Consider the following 21,109-nt stretch of genomic DNA (forward strand, 5'->3'; position numbering starts at 1 on the left):
GCTCAGCTGCTCCCGTTGACGATGTAGGAGTCCTGCTCTCCCGTCACCACGTTGACGATGGACTGGATGCATTTGACGGCCATGGCGTCGCGGGCGTCGTGGGTCAGGGACCCGATGTGCCCGGTGACCAGCAGCCTCGATGCGGGCAGCGCCAGCAGCTCCGCCGTCTCCGGGACGTCCGCGTCGTAGAAGCCGTCGAACGCCGCCGTGTGGATGCGCCCGTTCTTCAGGCCCTGGAGCAGCGCCGCAGGGCTGACCACGGAGGGCCGCGCCGTGTTGACGAGGGTGATCCCGCCGGCCGGCAGCAGGGCGACCTCGTCCACGCCGATCATGCCGCGCGTCTCGGGGGTGTCCGGCACCATGACGATGAGGTTCTCGGCCCAGGACAGCAGGCTCGGCAGGTCCTTGTACGCGATGCCCAGGCGCTCCTCGACCTCGGGCTTGCGGGTCCGGGAGTAGTACGCCGTCTCCGTCGCCAGCCCCAGTGCGCCGATCTCGGCGATGCGGGTGCCGATCGCGCCCAGGCCGATGATGCCGAGCCGGTGCCCGGCGAGATCGTGCTGCTTCTCCTCCGCGCCGGAACGCCCGGAGCGGAAGTCGTCGGCGTACGAGGGAATCTGCCGGCGCTGGGCGAGGAGCAGGCCCACCGTGAACTCGGCGACGCTGTTGGTGAGCGTTCCGGGGGTGTTCGTCACGGCGATGCCGAGTTCGGCGGCGGCGTCGGCGTCGACGAAGGACTGGTAGCCCACTCCGAGGAAGCCGACGACCTTCAGCGACTTGGCCCGGGTGAGCGCCGCGCGCGACGCGAACTCATCCCCGCCCAGCAGGTAGGCGGTGCACGATTCCAGCTCGGTGCCCAACTCGTCCTCGCTGAGCAGGCCCGGGACCGGGTGCACCCTGAAGCCGGACTCGGACAGGCGGTCGAGGTGCTTCTGCGCCACGCTGCTGCCCGTTACGAGGATCTTTCCCAGATCGGCCACGCGATACCCCAAACGTCGGATAGTGACTGATGGTCATGTGAAGAGATCGGCCAACCTGTCGTAATACCGCATCCGCGCGGTGACAGAGCGGCGGGCGGCCGTCAAGTAGTCCTCGGCCAGCGACGGATCGTGCGCGATCAGCTCGGATGCTATATGCGCGATGAGGGCTGAGTGCTCCGTATCCTCATAGATGTTGGCGTTCAGGAAATCGCCGTGCTCGACTTCCGGTGCCGCGCTTTCGAAAGCACTTTTGACGGCCCCGTATTCCGGGACCAGCATCTGTTCGTTTCCCACTCCGAGCGCGCCCAGCGCGCCGATCGGGGAGCTCATGGAGGACGCCAGGTCCCGCAGGAAGTCGTAGGTCGGTTCGGCCGGTGCGACGGAGCCGGGCGGGATGCCCATGCTGTGCGCCAGCTTGTGCAGCAGCCACGGGTGCGACGCCCGTGCGACCCCGTCCTTCACGCCTCCGTGCTCCCCCTGCAACACCAGGTTGAAACGGGCCCGTTGGTGAACGTTGACCAGCGCGCTCGACGTGAGGCCGAGCAACTGTGCGAACACCCCGGTGACGAACAGTTCCTGCGTCACCCAGAACTCCAGGGCCGGCCGCGACCCCCCGGCCAGAGCGAAGAACGGATGCCGCTCGACCCCGCTTTCGGGGACCAGCCGGCTCGCTTCCTCGACCACCGGGTGCAGGGGGACGGACCCGGTGGGAAGGAACCTTGCGCCGTACTGCCATTGAACGAAGTTCGATTCCACAAGTTGGCTGGCCAACTCCGCGTTCCACGGTCCGGTCAACGCCATCGTGACACCTCTTCCGTGTTGGGACGCCCGACGGTCGACACACAAGGCAAGGCGCTCCCATAGTGGCCCAGAAGAAGCCGATCTGCGGGCGGATTAATGGGAACGGAAGGACGGGACGGCTACGGCCACAGCCCCGGAGTTGTCAGGGGCCAGTGTGGTTCCGGGGTGGAGCACGGGGCCGTGGGAGCGGGGCGGCGCTCCGGGAGCGGGACGATCGGCGGGATCGCGGCCGGCAGGCCCAGGAAGACGCTGCGGACGACGCGCTCGGCCGCGTGGCCGTCGTCGTACGCGCAGAACCGCGACCGGAACGCCGCCCGCAGCTGCGCCGAGCGGGAGCCCTTCCAGTGCCCGGTGGCGAAGATGTCCACCAGCTCGTCCTCGGTCCGGGCGATCGCGCCCGGCGGGCACGACCGCAGGTCGAAGTACGTGCCGCGGGCGGCCTCGTACGCCTCCCAGTCGTCCGCGTGGATCACGATCGGCCGGTCCAGCGCCGCGTAGTCGAACATCAGGGACGAGTAGTCCGTCACCAGTGCGTCCGACGCCAGGCAGAGTTCCTCCACCGACGGGTACGCGGAGACGTCGATCAGGCGCGGGTGGCGCACCGGCCGGGCCGGCGCGTCCGCGTACGTCAGGTGCGTGCGCGTCAGGATCGTGAAGCGCGGGCCCAGATCGCGCAGCACCCGCTCGAAGTCGAGGTGTTCGGGCCGGCTGCGCCGGTAGTCGCGGTGGGTCGGCGCGTACAGGACCGCCACCCCGCCCGCCGGGATGCCGAGGCGTTCGCGCAGCGCCAGGACGTCGTCCAGGGTGGCCCGGTGGAAGGCGTCGTTGCGCGGGTAGCCGTACTCGAGCGTGGTGTACGAGGAGGGGATCGCCTTCTCCCACACCAGGGTGGAGTGGCGGTTCGCGGAGAGCAGGTAGTCCCACTGGTCCGCGCCGCGCAGCAGGCCCGCGAAATCCGTCGTCGGGGTGGCCGCGGGCCGGTCCTGGAGGTCCAGGCCGACCCGCTTGAGCGGGGTGCCGTGCTGGGTCTGGAGCAGGACCTGGCCCGGCCGCTTGACCAGGGCCCGGTCGAAGTTGACGTTCGTGGTGAGATACGTGGCCCTGGCGAGCGCCGTCCAGTACGCCGCGGAGCCCGGGCGGAGCATCGCCGTCTGCGGCGGGAGCGTCGCCGCGTGCTGCGGGTCGCAGATCCACGCCGTCCGCATCCGGGGCGCGAGCTCGCGCAGCCTGGCCTCGATGGCCGCCGGGTTGCAGGCGTAGCCGCCGTGCCAGTACGCGGAGAAGACCGCCAGCTCCGGCCGCAGCGGCAGGAGCCGCTGGAGGCGGTAGTGCAGGCGCAGCGCCGTCTCGCGCAGGCCCCGCCCCAGCGACACCCCCGCGCGCCCCGCCGCCAGCGCGGCCGAGCGGAGCACCGACAGCGTGCGGTACGTACGGCGCACCCCGAACCGCATCAGGGTGTGCCGGACCCGGTCGGTGCGCGACAGGGACGGCGGGGGCGGGCCGGCGGACCGGTAGCGGCGCAGCATCCCGGAGGCCCGGTGGAAGAACTCGGCGCGGCTCGCCCGCGGGAGGCGGCGCGGGTCGGCGTACAGGGCGCAGAAGTGCTCGGCCATCCGCCGGTGCACAGTGGGGCGCCAGTGCTCCAGCTCGGGACGGCCTGCGAGGTACCCGAAGACCCGGTCGTACTGGTCGAAGATCTCCAGGTGCCGGCGGCTGGTGGTGGTCAGGATCGAGCCGGTGCGCCGCTGGCGGTAGTGCACGCACACCCGGTCCAGGACGGCGACGGACTCGGCGGCCAGCAGCGCCGGGTAGGTCCAGGGGGTGTCCTCGTAGAACCCGGGCGGGAATTCCAGCCCCTCGCGCTCCACGTACTCGCGGCGGTACGCCTTGTTCCAGACCACCATCAGCATGCCCAGCAGGGCCGGGCGGTCCGCGAGCCGGAAGCTGGCCGGGCCCTCCTCGGACAGCCGGTGCGCGAGGCGGTTGCGCACCAGCTCCCCGGTCCAGAAGGTGCGCGCGTAGTCGTAGACGAGGACGTCGGGGGAGCCGGTGTCCTTGAGCCGGTCGGTGATGGCCTGCAGGGCGCCCGGGGCGAGGGTGTCGTCCCCGTCGAGGAAGACCAGGTAGTCGCCGCTCGCCCGGGCCAGTCCCGCGTTGCGGGCCGGGCCCAGGCCGACGTTGTGTGCCAGGTGCACGGCGGTCACCCGGGGGTCACGCGCCGCGTACTCGTCGATGATCGACCCGCAGGCGTCCGGGGAGGCGTCGTCCACCGCGATCAGTTCCAGATCCGGGTACGACTGGGACAGGACCGAGTCCAGACTCTCCTGGAGGTACGCCTGAACCTTGTACGCGGGCACGATGACGCTGAACCGGGGCACGGCACATCCAGGGGTCGGCGTGGGCATATGGCTCCCCCAGCTGCCGCTGGGTGGGGGTCCCCCCGGCCGGAGGCTGGGGGAGTGCCCCGAGCAACCCCCGGCGTGGCGATCGGGTTACGCGGCGTATGGCATCCGGGTTACCCGGCGTCAACGTCGCACGTCAACTGCCGTGCGCTACTTGATCGCTCCCGCCATCACCCCCGAGACGAACTGCCGCTGGAAGGCGAAGAACACCACGAGCGGCACCACCATCGACAGGAACGCGCCGGGCGCCAGCACGTCGATGTTGTTGCCGAACTGCCGGACCTGCTGCTGGAGGGCCACCGTGATCGGCGGGTGCGCCGAGTCCGCGAAGACCAGCGCGACCAGCATGTCGTTCCACACCCACAGGAACTGGAAGATGCCGAGCGAGGCGATCGCCGGCCCGCCCAGCGGCAGCACCACCCGGGTGAACAGCCGCAGTTCGCCCGCACCGTCGAGGCGGGCCGCCTCCAGCAGCTCGCGCGGGATCTGGGCGAAGAAATTGCGCAGCAGGAAGATGGCGAACGGCAGCCCGAACGCGGTGTGGAACAGGACCACCCCGGCCGTGGTCTCGAACAGCCCGATCGAGCCGAAGAGTTCCGAGACCGGGATCAGCGCCACCTGCACCGGGACGACGAGCAGCCCGACCACGATCAGGAACAGCCAGTCCCTTCCCGGGAACTCCAGCCAGGCGAAGGCGTATCCGGCGAACGAGCCCAGGACGAGCACGAGCAGGGTCGCCGGGACGGTGATGGCCACCGTGCTGAGCAGGGCGCTCGTGATCGTGTCGTTGGCCAGCAGCCGCTCGTAGTTGTCGGCCGTCAGCCGCGTCGGCGCGGTCAGCGCCTGCCACCAGCCGCCCTTGTTCAGGTCGGTGGGGGAGAGGAAGGAGGAGATCAGCAGCCCGAGGGTGGGCAGCAGCCAGAACAGCGCGGCCAGGACCAGGAAGACGCGGACCGCCCCCGCCGCCGCGCCGGCGGCCAGCCGGCCGGCCCGGGCACCGGCCCGGGGAGCGGGACGGGCACCGGCGCGTGCTCCCGGGCGGGTCTGGGCGGAGGCGCTCATCGGGCCCCCTCCTTCCGCAGCCTGCGGATGTTGTAGAGCATCACCGGGACCACCAGCGCCAGCAGCAGTACGGCGATGGCGCTGCCCAGCCCCGGATCGGCGTCGGTGCCGAAGGAGGTGCGGTACAGCTGGAGGGCCAGGACGTTCGCGTCGTCCTGCACCGAGCCCGGAGCGATCACGAAGACCAGGTCGAAGATCTTCATCACGTTGATGACCAGCGTGACGAGGACGACCGCCAGCACCGGCGCCAGCAGCGGCACCGTGACCCGGCGGAACACCTGCCACTCGTTCGCCCCGTCCACCCGCGCCGCCTCCAGCAGCTCCCGCGGTACGGCGGCCAGCCCGGCCCCGATCAGCACCATCGCGAAACCGGCCCACATCCATACGTACGCCCCGATCACCGCCGGGGTCACCAGCGTCGGGCCGAGCCACTCCACCCCCTCGTACGCCGCCCGGAAGTTCGACGCGGGCAGCCGCAGCAGCGCCCCGTCGGCCTTCGCGGACAGGGTGAAGGTGCCGTCGGCGCGGGCCGACGCCGAGTCGACCACCTTGCCGTCCTTGACCGCCTCGATCCGCATCCCGGCGAAGCCCTGCTCCGTCGGGTCGACCGTGTTCGTCCGGCCGCCGCCGCCCCGGGTGAAGTCCTGCCAGACCGTCCCGGTGACCTTGCCCGGCTCGGGAACGGCGCTCCCCGCCGTACGGGTCCCCCCGGGCAGGTCCTCCGGCGCCACGCCGACCAGCGGGAGCAGCACCGGGACCCCCGCCCGTACGGGATCACGGGTCGTGAAGCCGCCCGCGTCGGCCCCCGCTGCCGGGACCAGCGGGGAGTCGCGGCCCGGACGGGCCTTCGGGAAGGCCGAGGACTCCGCGAAGGTGTCGTGCACCCCGACCCAGACCGCGTTCGCGACCCCCCGGTCGGGGTCGTGGTCGTACACGAGCCGGAAGATGATGCCCGCCGCCAGCATCGAGATCGCCATCGGCATGAAGACGAGCAGCTTGAACGCCGTGCCCCAGCGCACCCGTTCGGTGAGCACCGCGAAGATCAGACCGAGGGCGGTCGCCGTGGTCGGCGCCAAAACCACCCACAGCGCCGTGTTCCGCAGGGCCGTGCGGATCGTGTCGTCGTGCAGGATCTCCCGGTAGTTGCCGCCGCCCACGAACGTGTCGCCGGAGCGGTCGAACAAGCTGCGGTAGACCGAGTAGCCGATGGGATGCACGACGAGCGCGCCGAGCAGCACCAGGGCGGGCAGGAGGAACACCGCCGCGACGAGGCGGCGGCGCCGGACCTCCGCGGACCGTGAAGCCGTGCTGGCCGTGGCTCCCACGGGATCAGTTCCCGTAGGCCTTGGCCGCGTCCGCCTCCAGTCTGGCCTGGGTGCCCGCCACGTCCGACGGGTTCGCCAGGAAGTCCTGGAGCGCCTTCCACTCACCGGCGCCCGGGGTGCCGCCGAACGCCGACGGGGCCTGGTCCGACATGTCGAAGCGGAAGTCGTCGCCCGCCGCGATCAGGGCCTTGGCGATGTTCCGCTGGATGTCGTTCGGATAGGCCTTCGGGTCGACCGACTTGTTCGGGGAGACGAAACCGCCCTCGCGGGCCTGGATCTCCGCCGCGTCCGGGGAGGCCAGGAACGTCAGCAGCGCCTGCGCCCCGGTCGACGGCTTCAGCGCGACCGCGACATCGCCGCCCGAGACCACCGGCGCCTTGGCGCCGACCGCGGGGAACGGGAAGACGAGGGCGTCCTTGCCCACCTTCGCCTCGGTCTGCGCGATGTTCACCGCCACGAAGTCGCCCTCGTAGACCATCGCGGCCGCCGGCCGGTCGCCCCCGGAGAAGGTCTGCGTCACCGACTTCGGGAACTCGGTGGCCAGCGCCCCGCTCGTGCCGCCCGCCAGGAAGTCCTTGCGGCCGAACAGCTCGCCGAGGGTGGTCAGCGCCTGCTTGACGCTGTCGTCCGTCCACTTGATCTGGTGCTTGGACAGCTGGTCGTACTTCTGCGGGCCCGCCTGCGAGAGGTAGACGTTCTCGAACCAGTCCGTCAGGGTCCAGCCGTCCGCGCCGGCCACCGAGACGGCCGGGGTGCCGGAGGCGGAGAGGGTGTCTGCCGCGGTCAGCAGCTCCTTCCAGGTCTTCGGGGGCTGCACGCCCGCCGCCTCGAAGGCCTTCGCGTTGTACCAGACCAGCGACTTGTTGGCGGCCTTGTAGTACACCCCGTACTGGGTGCCGTCGACCGCGCCCAGCTTCCTCCAGCCGTCGGAGTAGTTCTTGTCGAGCTGCGCCTTGGCCTCCGGGCCGACCGGCTGCACCCACTTGTTCTGCACGGCCGAGGCCAGGGCCCCGACCTGCGGCAGCAGCGCCACGTCCGGCGGCTGGCCGCCCGCGATCTTCGTGCCGAGGAAGGTGACGATGGGGTCCTGGGCCGGGACGAAGGTGACCGTGGCACCCGTCCGCTTCTCGAACTCCTTCAGGACCTTGGTGAAGTTCGCCTGTTCGGGCCCCGTCCAGACGGCCGCGACCTCCAGCTTCTCGCCGGTCAGCTTCGGTAATTCCACCCGCTGCCCGGCCGTGGACGCCTCCCCGCCCTGCGGGGGGTGCTCCTTCTTGTCCCCGCCGTCCCCGCACGCGCTCAGCGCGAGCGCCCCCGCGGCCGCGAGTGCCGTCCAGGCGGCGGCGTGGCTGCTTCTACGGTTTTTCGTACGGCTCGTTGCCTGCCTGCGCATGGCTCTGCCCCCGATGCCCGTGATGTGACTCGTCCCACAAGGTCTACGCCGAGCCGCGCACCCCCGCAATACCGCCTCACGCGTGTCGCGGTGTGTCGCGGTGTGTCGCGGTGTCCCGGCCGGCTCAGGAAGCCGGCGGGAACAGCACGGGTATCGCCGAGACCAGGTGCGAGGCCCGGTCCAGGGCGCTCGCCAGCAGCGCCAGGTCGGTCGGGCCGTTGCCCAGCTCGCGCACCGGGCGGCGGGCCGGAGGATCGCCCATCCGCTCCCACTCCACGGGCACCACGGTCGGCCGCTGGGTCGCCGTCCGCGGGATCCGGCCGGTCACCCGGCCGCCCTGGAACGGGACCGTCCGCCCATCGGCGTACCGCAGCAGGCCGCGGCCGGGGCCCGGCTGGTCGGGGGCGTCGAGATCGATCCGGAGCGGGTTCGTACGGGCCAGCTCGCTTTCGGCCGTACGGTCCGGGCGGGCGCTGGCGGCCACCAGGTGCACGCCGAGCCGGGCACCGTCGCGGGCCACCGCGTCCAGCGCCCGTACGACGGAGCCGGCGGCGGGGCGGCCCGTACTCCCGAGCCCCGGTGCGACCAGCGCGTCGAAGTCGTCCACCAGCACCACCAGACGGGGGAGCGGGCTCGGCCCTGCCGGGTCGGTGCGCGGGGCGGCGGAGCGCAGCCGGAGCGTGCCGGAGCTCATGGGGTCTCCCCAGCCCGAAGGGCGAGGGGAGGGGTCGAGGTCGCCGAGCAGTTCGCCGGGGCTGGGCCGGCGCGGCGAGACCATCCGGTCGGACACTGCGCGGTGAGCATGCCACTCGGCGAACGGAACCCCGTCCAGAAGCTCGGACCGGCGCTTCAGCTCGGCGCCGAGGGCCTGCGCGAACTCCCGCATCCGGACGGGGTCGGAGGCGACGAGGTGGGCGCAGACGTGCGGGAGCTCGGTGCACGGCTGCAGCCCGTCGCCGCGCTCGCCGCCGGCCCCGTCCAGCAGGACGAGGCCCAGCCGGTCGGGCCGGGCGGCCGCGGACAGCGAGGCGGCCACCGACCGCAGCAGCTCCGTACGGCCGCTGCCGGCGGGTCCCTCGATGAGGAGATGCGGCCCGTCCTGGACCAGCTCGGCCCCGACCGGCCCGCGCCGCCCGCTGCCGAGCACGAGCTCGGCGCGGCCGCCGACCCCCTGCCCCTGGTCGGTGGCGGCGGCCCAACGGGCCATCAGGGAGGCGGGAGTGGCCCGGGCCAGCCCCAACTCGTCGAGCAGCCGCGCGGTGTTCGGGAGCACGGCGGCGATGGCCCGCCCGGGCCCGGCGGGGGAGGGTTCGGCGCGCAGCGGGGCCAGCGCCCGGGCGAACCGCTCGGCCCAGGCCGCGGAGACGGCATCGGCGGTGGCGGTGGCGCCGGGCGGGACCGGCTTGCCGCCGGTCACCGTGAACGTCCGTACGGTCGTGGCCACATCGCCGCTGAGCAGGGCGACCGCGCCGCAGTCCCGGAAGGCGGGGCTGCTCGCACAGGCGGCCTCGTACGTCTCGGCGAGCGGGGAGGCGGGCGTGGCGGCCGGCGTCTCGGCGAGCACGAGGACGTGGATCCCGGCGGCCGGCCCGTGCGAGGCGAGCCGGCCGGTGATGTCGCGCAGCGCCCCCGAGCCGGGATCGCCGTCGACGACGAGCAGCGTGTACGGGCCCTGGTGGGCGTACGCGGCTTCGCGGACGCTGCGGGGGTCGGCGGCGGCCCAGTGGGTGCCGAGGGGACTCTCGTCGAGGCGACGGGTCAGCTCACCGGTGCGGGCGGCGGCCTGGTCCCGGTCGTACGCGAGGAGCAGCCGGCAGTCCTGCCCGTGCGCGGGCCGTAGGTGGGGCAGCCAGCCGAGCCAGCCCCAGTCGGCGCGCCGCTCGGCGATGGCGCGGGAGCGGTCGGAGGTGAGCAGCACGATCTCCAGTTCGGAGGGCGCGTGCAGTCCGGCGAGCTGGGCGACCACGGACCGGGCGACCCCGGTCAGGCGTCCGCGCGGCCCGGCGATGCCGAGCGCGCCGATGTCCTGGAACGCGATCCGGCTCCCGGCCCCGAGGCCGACATCGAGCCGCCCCCGCGTACGGGACCACAGCCGCCGGGTGGGCCCGAGCGCGGCCAGCAGCAGCGCGGCGGGATCATCGGCATCGGGCGCGGCGGCCGCGGCCGACCCGGTCACGACGCCCGCCTCGGCCGCCTCTTCCCCGCGGACCCACTTCCGGGCCCAGGCCCCGATCCCCCGCTTCCGCCCGCCCCGCTGACCACCCGCCGGGTCGGTCCCGCGGCCCGCGCCGGAGCCGGCTGCGCCGCTCCACCCGCTGCCGGAGGTGCCGTGCTCCGCCCCGGCCCGGCCCGCGCCGGGTGCGCCGATGCGCAGGCCCGGGCCCGAAGCCACCCCGGAGGGCCCGCCGGACACGGAGCCCGCGGCGGCTGCGCCGTGTTCCGAGGGGCCCCCAGGGGCCCCGCTCGCGCCGGGGCCGGACGTCCTGCCGTGCTCCGCGCCGGACGGCGTGCCGTGCGCGTGCCCGGAGGGCCCGCCGGGCATCGAGCCCGGGCCGGCTGCGCCGCCCCGCGTCACGCCGGGCGCGGTGCCCGTGACGGGTTCGGCTGCGCCGGAGGCGCCGGGGTGGGGCCCCGCGGCCCCCGAGGGGTCGGCAGCGGGGCCGGGGGCGTCGTTCAGGGAAGCGGCGGGGTGCGGGAGCGATCCCCGCGGGGCGGCGGCAGCGCCCGGCCCGCCGGGGCGCGGCCCTGCGTCAGGGGCCTGGACCGAGTCCGCGCCCCGGCCCCCGCCGGAGGTGTCCGGGGCGTGGCCCGGGAGGGAGAGGTGGCCCTCCAGGTCCGGGACGACCGGGAGGGGGGACGCCGCGTCGGGGGCCAGGCGGAGGGTCGATTCGCCGATGCGCAGCAGCGCGCCCGGCGGCAGAGCCACCGGCCGCGGCCCCACCACCGCGCCGTCCACCGTCGTGCCGTTCGTCGAGTTCAGGTCGGCCACCGCCACCCGCCCGTCCGGCATCACCGTCACCGCGCAGTGCAGCCGCGACACGTCCGGGTCGTCCAGCGGGACGTCGGCGTCGGCCGAGCGCCCGATCCGGATCGCCCCCGGGTGCAGCAGGTGCACCCCGCCCGCGTCCGGGCCCGCCACCACGTGCAGCTGCGCGCCGTCCGTCCCGTCCGGCAGGACGTCCGGCACCGGCGCGTGCAGCCCCAGTACCGCCCCGTCCACGAGCGGCGGCTCCCCGAGTACCCGTCGCTGGAGGTCGAGCCGCTCCGTACCGGCGTACAGCACGACCGTGCCGCCGGTGTCGGGCCCGCCGACGGTCGCCGCCAGGCCGGAGGCCACGGCGGCGAGCGCGGTGCCCGCGGGCGCGGTGACGAGCACGTCACAGCCGGCGGGCGCGGTCTGGTGGCCGCTGCGCGACCCAAGGACGGTCAGCCGGATCTGCATCGCCGTCAGCGGTCCCTTCTGCGCGGTGCGCGGTGCGTGCGCCCGGCAGGGGTACGACGGGGCATGCCCGCCCGGTCAACCCCCCACCCGGCACGGCGCGTCGTCCGGTCAGGTCTGCCCGGAAGGCAGGGCTCCCGTCCCGGCCGTTCCGTACGGGTGCATCCTCGCACCTGTCGCGGACAACACGCCCGGCCCGCACCAATAAATGATCTTGAATGATCGCCCCACTGCGTGCGCGGCGCAACGCATCCGGACATCCGGGCAGGCATACAAGCCGACGAAAGCCGGGGGAGGCCAGGGAAAATCGCCCCCGGCATACCCCTTCAAACATCACTCTTCGCACATATGTGCGGCAACCAACCTCCGGCACCCCGCGTCTTCCCCGGGGACACCCCCTAGAGTGGGCCGGAAAAAACGAACCACAGCAGGACGACAGCAGGGAGCGCGAGACGTGCGGCCAGTCGGCAGCAAGTACCTGCTCGAGGAGCCGCTCGGACGCGGCGCCACGGGCACCGTCTGGCGTGCCCGCCAGCGGGAGACCGCCGGCTCGGAGGCAGCCGTCGCCGGGCAGCCCGGCGAGACCGTGGCCATCAAGGTCCTCAAGGAGGAGCTGGCCCAGGACGCGGACATCGTCATGCGCTTCCTGCGGGAGCGATCCGTCCTGCTGCGCCTGACGCACCCCAACATCGTGCGCACCCGCGACCTCGTCGTCGAGGGTGACCTCCTCGCCCTGGTCATGGACCTGATCGACGGCCCGGACCTGCACAAGTACATCCGGCAGAACGGCCCCTTCACGCCGGTCGCCGCGAGCCTGCTGACCGCCCAGATCGCGGACGCGCTCGCCGCCAGCCACGCCGACGGCGTGGTCCACCGCGACCTGAAGCCCGCCAACGTCCTGCTCGACGAGCGCGGCGGCCAGATGAAGCCGATGCTCACCGACTTCGGCATCGCCCGCCTCGCCGACTCCCCCGGCCTGACCCGCACGCACGAGTTCGTCGGCACGCCCGCCTACGTCGCCCCCGAGTCCGCCGAGGGCCGCCCGCAGACCTCCGCCGTCGACATCTACGGCGCCGGCATCCTGCTCTACGAACTGGTCACCGGACGCCCGCCGTTCGCCGGCGGCACCGCCCTCGAAGTGCTCCACCGCCACCTCAGCGAAGACCCGCAGCGCCCGCCGCACGTGCCCGAGCCGCTCTGGATCGTCATCGAGCGCTGCCTGCGCAAGGAGCCGAACGAGCGCCCCAGCGCCGAGAACCTGGCCCGCGGACTGCGCGTGGTCGCCTCCGGCATCGGCGTGCACAGCGCCCCCTCCGAGGTGGAGGCCGCCCTCGGCGTCGGCGCGCTGCTCGCGCCCGACCCCTCGCCCGCGCCGGTCCCCGCGACTGCGGACGGCGGCGCCGCCGACCCCACCCAGACGCTGCCCGGCCGGGCCGCTGCGCCGATGGGCGGGTACGACCCGAACGGCATGACCAGCGTGCTCCCTCCGGTCGGCGCGGCCGACGCCACCTCGGTACTGCCCAGCACGGGCGGCCCGGGCGGTCCCGGCGCGGACCCGACCTCGGTCATGCCCCCGGTGCAGCAGCCGGACCAGCCGCACCCGTGGCAGTCGCAGATGCGGGCCGCGCGCGACCGCAACGAGCAGACGCAGATGCACTACCTCGACCCCAGCGAGGACCCGCTGCGCCGGCGCCCGCAGCGGCAGGCGCCCCCGCCGCCGCAGCAGCGGCCGCAGCAGCCCCCGCAGTACCGCCAGGGCCCGCCGCCGCAGCAGTACCAGCAGCAGCCGCCGTACCAGCAGCCTCCGCAGCAGCAGCCGTACTACCAGCCGCAGCCGCCGCCGCAGCAGTACCAGCAGCCGCAGCAACCCCAGTACCAGCAGCAGCCCCAGCGGCAGGCTCCGCCGCGCCAGGCGCCCCCGCAGCAGCAGCCCCCGCAGGGACCGCCGCCGCAGCAGCGCGCCCCCCGGGAGCCGCGTGAGCCGCGCCGCCGCAGCGCCAACCCGGTCAGGATCCCGGGCCTGGGCTGCCTCAAGGGCTGCCTGGTCATGATCCTGCTGTTCGTCGTGGCGGGCTGGCTGGTCTGGGAGCTCACCCCGCTCCAGGAGTGGGTCGGCACCGGCAAGGGCTGGTGGGACCAGCTGTGGACCTGGGGCTCCGACATCGTCGACTGGGTCGGCGCGCTCGGCGACGCCACGGGTGGCGGCGCGGGTGGCAGCACGCCCTGAACCGGGTCCTCGTAGCGCCGACTTCGTGGATTTGTCGACTTCTGGGACGTGTTTTCGCTCCCAGAAGTGAAGGTCGCCGCGAATCGGGCCCCCTACTGGCCTCCAACCCCCACCCGGCCGCGTAGCTTTGGTGCGTACGCCAGCCGCTGAGGGAGCAGTCGTGGCACGGAAGATCGGCAGCCGGTACACCGCGCACCAGATCCTGGGGCGCGGCAGCGCGGGCACGGTGTGGCTGGGCGAGGGGCCGGACGGGCCCGTCGCCGTCAAACTGCTGCGCGAGGACCTCGCGTCCGACCAGGAGCTGGTCGGACGCTTCGTCCAGGAGCGCAGCGCGCTGCTCGGCCTGGACCACCCCCACATCGTCTCCGTTCGCGACCTCGTCGTCGACGGCAACGACCTGGCCCTGGTCATGGACCTCGTACGCGGTACGGATCTGCGCACGCGCCTCGACCGGGAGCGCCGGCTCGCCCCCGAGGCGGCCGTGGCGATCGTCGCCGACGTCGCGGACGCGCTGGCGGCTGCGCACGCGGCCGGGGTCGTGCACCGGGACGTGAAGCCCGAGAACGTCCTGCTGGACATGCAGGGCCGGCTGGGGCCGGGCGGATCGCATCCGGCGCTGCTGACCGACTTCGGCGTCGCCAAGCTGATCGACTCGCCGCGCCGGGCCTCCGCAGGGCGGGCCTCGGCCCCGACGACCCGGATCATCGGCACCCCGGACTACCTGGCGCCGGAGATCGTGGAGGGCCTGCCGCCGCGGGCGGCCGTGGACATATACGCCCTCGCCACCGTGCTGTACGAGCTGCTGGCCGGGTTCACGCCGTTCGGCGGGGGACATCCGGGCGCGGTGCTGCGGCGGCACGTGACGGAGACCGTGGTCCCGCTCCCCGGCATCCCCGACGAGCTGTGGCAGCTGATCGTGCAGTGCCTGGCGAAGGCCCCGGCGTCCCGGCTGCGGGCCTCCGAGCTGTCGGCGCGGCTGCGGGACCTGCTGCCGCTGCTGGCCGGGATGCCGCCGCTGGACGTGGACGAGCCGGACGAGCCGGAGCCGGAGCCCGCGTCGGCGGAGCCGCCGGCGACCGACCCGGTCCGCCGCCGGGGCGTGGTCCCGCTGGTGCCGGGCTCCGCGACGGACTCCAACCGGGACACCCACACCTCCATGCGGGTGCCGGGGCCGGACGAACTGGCCGGGGGCGCACTGGGCACGGCCCGGGTCCCCCGCCCGGCGGGCGGCCACCGGCCGGGCTCGGCCCGCCACCGCGCGGAAACGGCCCGCAAGCGCCGCCTGGCGCTGACGGCCGCGGCGCTCGTGCTGGCCGCTGCCGTGGGGGTGGGCGGCTGGCTCGCCACCTCGGGCGACGAGCCGCCGCCCCAGGACGGCAAGCACTCGGCCCCGTCGAAGCCGTAGCCGCGCCGGACCGGGCACCGGGGGTCCGCTGCGCGCAGCGGTCCCCCGCCCGCCCTTCTCCCGCCCACCGGGGCTCCGCCCGGACCCCGGTCCTCGAACGCCGGACGGGCCGGAAATGCCGCTGCGCGGGGCCGTCCCCGCGCAGCGGCAACCCGGAGGCGGGGCCGGGGCGGCATCCCCGCCGGGCCCCGTACCCGGAGGGCTACGCGCCCGAAGCGACCAGTTCCGGGTGCCAGCGGCGGGCCACCGCGGGGTGGGCCCGGGTCCAGCCCTTCAGCTCGTTGCGCCCGTACTCGGCATGCAGCGGGTTCGACGCGTCGTGCGCCACTCCCGGCGCCGAGCGCAGGTACTCGCCCGGGACCGTCTCCACCACCGCGTCCAGCCGCGGGTTGTAGAAGAACGGCACCGAGTACCGCTCCACCGCCCCCGGCGGGCTGACCACCCGGTGGTCCGTGGCCACCAGGTAGCCCTCCGTCGCGATCTCCAGCAGCTCGCCCAGGTTGACCACGAACGCCCCCGGCATCGGCGGGATGTCCAGGAACCCGTCGCCCTGCCGCACCTGCAGGCCGCCCACGGAGTCCTGGAGCAGCAGGGTCAGGAAGCCGTAGTCCTTGTGGGCCCCGACCCCCTGGTCGGTGCCGGTCGGGGAGGAGCCCGGGTAGCGGATCAGCTTCGTGTGCAGGTGGGGCCGGTCCGCGAAGGCCGCGTCGAAGAAGTCGGAGGGGGCGCCGATCGAGGTCAGCAGCTCCTGCAGCAGGCGGTGGGCCACCGCGGCCAGCCGGGACTGCCAGTCCAGTACGACCGGACGCAGCTCCGGCAGGGCCTGCGGCCACTGGTTCGGGCCCTCCAGCCACAGGTACGGCGGGTCGTCGGGGCCCACCACCGGCGCGGGCCGCTCGGCGCCGACGTCCAGCTGGTCGCGCCAGTCGGAGGCTCCGCCGGTCAGCTCGTGGCCGATGCGGGTGTAGCCGCGGAAGTGCGGCGAGTTCAGGTTGCTCACGGCGAGCCGGTCGGCCTCGGGCAGAGCGAAGAAAGCCCTGGTCAGCTCCAGGATGCGGGCGGTCTCCGCATCGGTGATGCCGTGCCCGGTGAGGTGCAGGAAGCCGGTGTCCCGGGCTGCCGCGTGCAGCTTCTTCAGGAAGTCGGCCCGCAGGGTCGGATCGTCGGCCTGGGAGAGATCGATGACAGGGAGGGTGTGCGCGGACGGCATGACGGCTCCGTTTCGGATGTCACGGGGTCCTGTTCCCCAGAGGTGTCGGGGCAGCGGATGGGGAGGGCCGCCGGCAGGGATGGCGCCGGAGCCGCTTGGGCCGCGTCAGGACCAAGTCGGATCGGGGTGGATCAGGCTTGGGGATGGTCCGGCGGCAGACAGCTCGTCGTCGTGACACGCATGTGATCCACATGGCGGCGCTTGACGAGGAGGAGAGTCATACCGCGAGCGTACGCCCGTTCCCCCGTTCACCAGAACGGGTGATCCGGCCTGCCCGGACAGCGCCGCCCGCGGACCGGCTACGCTGGACCCGTGGCAGTCGTCGATGTTTCCGAAGAGCTGAAGTCCCTCTCCTCGACCATGGGGTCGATCGAGGCCGTCCTGGACCTCGACAAGCTGAGGGCAGAAATCGCCGTGCTCGAGGAGCAGGCCGCCGCGCCGTCCCTGTGGGACGACCCGGAGGCCGCTCAGAAGATCACGAGCAAGCTTTCGCACCTCCAGGCCGAGGTCCGCAAGACCGAGACCCTGCGTGGTCGCATCGACGACCTCGCGGTGCTCTTCGAGCTCGCCCAGGAGATGGACGACGCGGACACCCTGGCCGAGGCCGAGGCCGAGCTGACCTCCGTCCGCAAGGCGCTGGACGAGATGGAGGTCCGCACCCTGCTCTCCGGCGAGTACGCCGAGCGCGAGGCGCTGGTCAACATCCGGGCCGAGGCCGGCGGCGTCGACGCCTCCGACTTCGCCGAGCGCCTGCAGCGCATGTACCTGCGCTGGGCCGAGCGCCACGGCTACCCGACCGAGGTCTACGAGACCTCGTACGCGGAAGAGGCCGGCATCAAGTCGACCACCTTCGTCGTCAAGGCCCCGTACGCCTACGGCACCCTCTCCGTCGAGCAGGGCACCCACCGCCTCGTGCGCATCTCGCCCTTCGACAACCAGGGCCGCCGCCAGACCTCCTTCGCGGGCGTCGAGGTGCTCCCGGTCGTCGAGACCAGCGACCACGTCGAGATCGACGAGACCGAGCTGCGCGTGGACGTCTACCGCGCCTCCGGCCCCGGCGGCCAGGGCGTCAACACGACCGACTCGGCGGTGCGCATCACGCACCTCCCGACCGGCATCGTCGTCTCCTGCCAGAACGAGCGCTCGCAGATCCAGAACAAGGCCAGCGCCATGAACGTCCTCCAGGCCAAGCTGCTCGAGCGGCGCCGCCAGGAGGAGCAGGCCAGGATGGACGCCCTCAAGGACGGCGGCAGCTCCTGGGGCAACCAGATGCGGTCCTACGTCCTGCACCCGTACCAGATGGTCAAGGACCTGCGGACGGAGTTCGAGGTCGGCAACCCGCAGGCGGTGCTCGACGGCGAGATCGACGGCTTCCTCGAGGCCGGCATCCGCTGGCGCAAGCAGCAGGAGCAGACCGTGTAGCAGCGTCGACGCGCGCACGCAGGACGTAGGGCCCGGACACCTGAGGTGTCCGGGCCCTACGTCCGTCTGTCTCTTGTCTCTGTGAATGATCGGGACGTGGCGAGGAGCAGGGCTACGCCGTGTGCTGCGCCACCAGAACCAGAGCTGCCACAAGGACCACCAGGAGCACGATGAGCGCCATGGGGTTCAGGCCGGCGAAGGGGCCCTCCTGCTGGAGGCGCTCCCGGTTCGCCCGGCATACCGGGCAGCGGCCCTGACTGACGGGCGCGGCGCAGTTCGCGCACACGAGCCGGTCATATGTCATGCGCTCTCCTCCTCTCGTCCCCTTGAACAACGCTTGACGGAACGACTCCGTTCCCCTACCACTGTGCCAGCTCTCGCGACATTCGGCGCGGCCCGTCCGGGCAATCACGGGCCGACCCCTCCCGGACCAGGGGATATATCGGGCAACTCCGGACGCCGGGTCCCCACCTCCCGCCCGTTCGCGTATGGTCACGCACACCTACTCCCGGCGACCGTGGTGCACCCGTGATCCGATTCGACAACGTCTCCAAGTCCTACCCGAAGCAGAACCGCCCTGCACTCAGAGATGTCTCACTGGACATCGCGAAGGGCGAGTTCGTCTTCCTGGTCGGCTCCTCCGGCTCCGGCAAGTCCACCTTCCTGCGGCTGGTCCTGCGCGAGGAGCGGGCGAGCCACGGCCAGGTCCACGTCCTCGGCAAGGACCTCGCCAAGCTGTCCAACTGGAAGGTCCCGCAGATGCGGCGCCAGCTGGGGACCGTGTTCCAGGACTTCCGCCTCCTCCCCAACAAGACGGTGGCCGAGAACGTCGCCTTCGCCCAGGAGGTCATCGGCAAGCCGAGAGGCGAGATCCGCAAGGCCGTCCCGCAGGTCCTGGAGCTCGTGGGCCTCGGCGGCAAGGAGGACCGGATGCCCGGCGAGCTCTCCGGCGGTGAGCAGCAGCGCGTGGCCATCGCCCGCGCCTTCGTCAACAGGCCGGCCCTCCTGATCGCGGACGAGCCCACCGGCAACCTCGACCCCCAGACCTCGGTCGGCATCATGAAGCTGCTGGACCGGATCAACCGGACCGGCACCACCGTGATCATGGCCACGCACGACCAGCAGATCGTGGACCAGATGCGCAAGCGCGTCATCGAACTCGAACAGGGCCGACTCGTACGCGACCAGTCGCGCGGCGTCTACGGCTACCAGCACTGAAAGGCCCTTGAGACGTCATGCGCGCCCAGTTCGTCATGTCGGAGATCGGCGTCGGTCTCCGTCGCAATCTCACCATGACCTTCGCGGTCATCATCTCCGTGGCCCTGTCGCTGGCCCTGTTCGGTGGCTCCCTGCTCATGCGCGACCAGGTGAGCAAGATGAAGGGCTACTGGTACGACAAGGTCAACGTCTCGATCTACCTCTGCAACAAGAGCGACGCGGAGGACAACAGCGAGAGCGGGAGCAAGGCCTGCGCCAAGGGCGCGGTCACTCCCGAACAGAAGCAGCAGATCGAGACCGACCTGAAGAAGATGGACCTCGTCGAGACGGTCCACTACGAGTCCTCCGACGAGGCGTACAAGCACTACAAGGAGCGCTTCGGGCACACCGCGCTCGCCTCGGTGATCACCCCGGACCAGATGCCCGACTCCTTCCGGGTGAAGCTGAAGCAGCCCGAGAAGTACAAGGTCATCACCACGGCGTTCGCGGGCCGCGACGGCGTCCAGTCGGTCGCCGACCAGCACACCGAGCTCGACAACCTCTTCCAGATGCTCGGCTACCTCAACTGGGCCGCCCTCGGCATCATGCTGATCATGCTGATCGTGGCCCTGCTGCTGATCGTCAACACCGTGCGCGTCTCCGCCTTCAGCCGGAGGCGTGAGACGGGGATCATGCGGCTCGTCGGTGCCTCAAGCTTCTACATCCAGGTGCCGTTCATCATGGAGGCCGCCTTCGCGGGCCTCATCGGCGCCGTGTTCGCCTGCGGCATGCTCGGCGCCGGCCAGTACTTCGTCATCGACCACGGAGCCTCGCTGCGCACCAAGATGGAGCTGATCAACTTCATCGGCTGGGACTCCGTCCTGACCAAGCTGCCGCTGGTGCTGGTCATCGGCGTGCTGATGCCCTCCATGGCGGCCTTCATCGCGTTGCGCAAGTACCTGAAGGTGTGACAAGCGCCCCGTGTGAGGTCCGCTCAACGCGCCGTGCCTCCACGGGGCTTGTCCTAGACTCGGCGCCATGCCGGGTCTGCCCGCCTTCTGTCTCCGGCCCCGCGACCTGCGTCGCGGGGCCGTTTTGACGTTGGCCTTCATCGCGGCCGTCGGTACTGCGGCGAGCACCGGCTGCTGGGACCGTGCGGACGCCCTGAGCGCCGCCGGCGGCGGGTTAACGGCCGCCGGTACGCAGACACCGCTTGCGGCCGGGCCCGAGGCGCCCCGGGAGGCCGGCACCGCCGACCGCGAGGCCGTCGCCCGCGCCGCCGCCGAGGCCGCCGCCGAGGGCAAGTCCGGCAAGTTGGCCGCCCAAGAGGTGGTCAGCCGCAGCGGCGACCGCTGGGGCATGGTCTACGACCAGGGCGAGTACGCCGCCTTCACCGACGAGCTCGACGGCCGCTGGACCGGCGTCGGGCTCTGGGCCGAGCGCCGCCAGGACGGCCGCATCGACGTCGACAGGGTCCAGCCCGGCAGCCCCGCCGCCCGGGCCGGCCTGCGCGCCGGGGACCGGCTGCTGAGCATCGACGGCCACGCCGTCACCGGCCTGCGCGTCTGCGACGTCGTCGCCCTGCTGCGCGGCGAGGCCGGCACCCCCGTCGTCCTGCACCTCACCCGGGACGGCGCCGACCTCACCGAGACCCTCCGCCGCGAGCAGCTGCACGCCGAGCCCGTGACCGTACGGGAGCTCCCGGGCGGGATCACCGTCATCAAGGTCGCCTCCTTCACCCGCGGCTCGGGCGAACAGGTCCTGGCCGCAGTCCGCGCGGCCCCGGCCGGGGCCGGCTTCATGCTCGACCTGCGCGGCAACCCCGGCGGCCTGGTCACCGAGGCCGTGACGGCCGCCTCCGCCTTCCTGGACGGCGGGCTGGTGGCCACGTACGACGTGCGCGGGGCCCAGCGCGCCCTGTACGCGAGCCCGGGCGGGGACACCGCGAGACCCCTGGTCGCGCTGGTCGACGGCGGCACGATGAGCGCGGCCGAGCTGGTGACGGGCGCCCTCCAGGACCGCGGCCGCGCGGTGGCGGTGGGCACGAGAACCTTCGGGAAGGGCTCGGTGCAGATGCCGACAGAGCTCCCGGACGGCTCGGTGGCGGAGCTGACGGTCGGCACGTACCGCACCCCGGCGGGCCGCAGCCTCGACGGCAGCGGCATCACCCCGGACGTCGCGGCGGGCAACGGCGTCGAGGAACGGGCACGCACGGTATTGGGTGGCCTCGGGGCGGGGTCTTAGTG

15 protein-coding genes are annotated in these 21,109 nt (G+C 72.9%); 6 read left to right on the forward strand and 9 right to left on the reverse strand.

Annotated elements, in window-relative coordinates:
* Positions 1-2 precede the first annotated feature (2 nt).
* From AB0I68_RS29415 to AB0I68_RS29445, 7 genes are all read right to left on the reverse strand, one after another.
* A complete protein-coding gene (locus tag AB0I68_RS29415; RefSeq protein WP_363180399.1) occupies positions 3-980 on the reverse strand; it encodes a 2-hydroxyacid dehydrogenase in 978 nt (325 codons plus the stop codon).
* A gap of 33 nt (positions 981-1,013) precedes the next feature.
* Positions 1,014-1,781 carry an iron-containing redox enzyme family protein gene (locus AB0I68_RS29420; RefSeq protein WP_363180400.1) on the reverse strand — a complete coding sequence of 256 codons (768 nt, stop codon included), beginning with the start codon at positions 1,779-1,781 and terminating at the stop codon, positions 1,014-1,016.
* Between the two features lie 119 nt (positions 1,782-1,900).
* Positions 1,901-4,186, reverse strand: coding sequence for a bifunctional glycosyltransferase family 2 protein/CDP-glycerol:glycerophosphate glycerophosphotransferase (locus tag AB0I68_RS29425; protein WP_363180401.1), 2,286 nt, complete (start codon positions 4,184-4,186; stop codon positions 1,901-1,903).
* A gap of 147 nt (positions 4,187-4,333) precedes the next feature.
* Entirely contained in the window at positions 4,334-5,245 is a 912-nt protein-coding gene (locus AB0I68_RS29430; protein ID WP_363180402.1) for a carbohydrate ABC transporter permease, read from the reverse strand.
* Positions 5,242-6,570, reverse strand: coding sequence for a sugar ABC transporter permease (locus tag AB0I68_RS29435; protein WP_363180403.1), 1,329 nt, complete (start codon positions 6,568-6,570; stop codon positions 5,242-5,244). Before AB0I68_RS29435 ends, AB0I68_RS29430 begins: the two co-directional genes overlap by 4 nt.
* A 4-nt stretch (positions 6,571-6,574) precedes the next feature.
* Positions 6,575-7,963: an ABC transporter substrate-binding protein gene (locus tag AB0I68_RS29440; RefSeq protein WP_363180404.1), complete on the reverse strand. Its 1,389-nt coding sequence runs from the start codon at positions 7,961-7,963 to the stop codon at positions 6,575-6,577.
* Positions 7,964-8,087: 124 nt separating this feature from the next.
* Positions 8,088-11,405, reverse strand: coding sequence for an FHA domain-containing protein (locus AB0I68_RS29445; protein WP_363180405.1), 3,318 nt, complete (start codon positions 11,403-11,405; stop codon positions 8,088-8,090).
* Between the two features lie 451 nt (positions 11,406-11,856).
* Here AB0I68_RS29445 and AB0I68_RS29450 point away from each other — a divergent pair, with 451 nt between their 5' ends.
* On the forward strand, positions 11,857-13,629 hold the full coding sequence (locus tag AB0I68_RS29450; protein WP_363180406.1) for a protein kinase: 1,773 nt from the start codon (positions 11,857-11,859) through the stop codon (positions 13,627-13,629).
* Positions 13,630-13,789: 160 nt separating this feature from the next.
* A complete protein-coding gene (locus AB0I68_RS29455) occupies positions 13,790-15,034 on the forward strand; it encodes a serine/threonine-protein kinase (RefSeq protein WP_363180407.1) in 1,245 nt (414 codons plus the stop codon).
* A 202-nt stretch (positions 15,035-15,236) separates the two neighbouring features.
* Here AB0I68_RS29455 and AB0I68_RS29460 read toward each other — a convergent pair whose 3' ends face one another.
* Entirely contained in the window at positions 15,237-16,244 is a 1,008-nt protein-coding gene (locus AB0I68_RS29460) for a 2-oxoglutarate and iron-dependent oxygenase domain-containing protein (protein ID WP_363180408.1), read from the reverse strand.
* Between the two features lie 312 nt (positions 16,245-16,556).
* On the opposite strand from AB0I68_RS29460, the gene prfB reads away from it, so the two are divergent.
* Positions 16,557-17,666 carry a peptide chain release factor 2 gene (prfB, locus tag AB0I68_RS29465; RefSeq protein WP_363180409.1) on the forward strand — a complete coding sequence of 370 codons (1,110 nt, stop codon included), beginning with the start codon at positions 16,557-16,559 and terminating at the stop codon, positions 17,664-17,666.
* Between the two features lie 112 nt (positions 17,667-17,778).
* Here prfB and AB0I68_RS29470 read toward each other — a convergent pair whose 3' ends face one another.
* The gene (locus tag AB0I68_RS29470) at positions 17,779-17,970 is read right to left on the reverse strand and encodes a hypothetical protein (RefSeq protein ID WP_363180410.1); all 192 of its coding nucleotides are present in this window, start codon (positions 17,968-17,970) and stop codon (positions 17,779-17,781) included.
* Between the two features lie 224 nt (positions 17,971-18,194).
* On the opposite strand from AB0I68_RS29470, the gene ftsE reads away from it, so the two are divergent.
* The 3 genes from ftsE to AB0I68_RS29485 all read left to right on the forward strand — a co-directional run bounded on the left by ftsE (position 18,195) and on the right by AB0I68_RS29485 (position 21,107).
* A complete protein-coding gene (gene ftsE / locus AB0I68_RS29475; RefSeq protein WP_030161344.1) occupies positions 18,195-18,884 on the forward strand; it encodes a cell division ATP-binding protein FtsE in 690 nt (229 codons plus the stop codon).
* Between the two features lie 17 nt (positions 18,885-18,901).
* Entirely contained in the window at positions 18,902-19,834 is a 933-nt protein-coding gene (gene ftsX / locus AB0I68_RS29480; RefSeq protein WP_363180411.1) for a permease-like cell division protein FtsX, read from the forward strand.
* Positions 19,835-19,901: 67 nt separating this feature from the next.
* On the forward strand, positions 19,902-21,107 hold the full coding sequence (locus AB0I68_RS29485; RefSeq protein WP_363180412.1) for a S41 family peptidase: 1,206 nt from the start codon (positions 19,902-19,904) through the stop codon (positions 21,105-21,107).
* The last annotated feature ends 2 nt before the right edge of the window (positions 21,108-21,109 follow it).

The organism is Streptomyces sp. NPDC050448 (genome assembly GCF_040655295.1).
Lineage (GTDB): Bacteria > Actinomycetota > Actinomycetes > Streptomycetales > Streptomycetaceae > Streptomyces.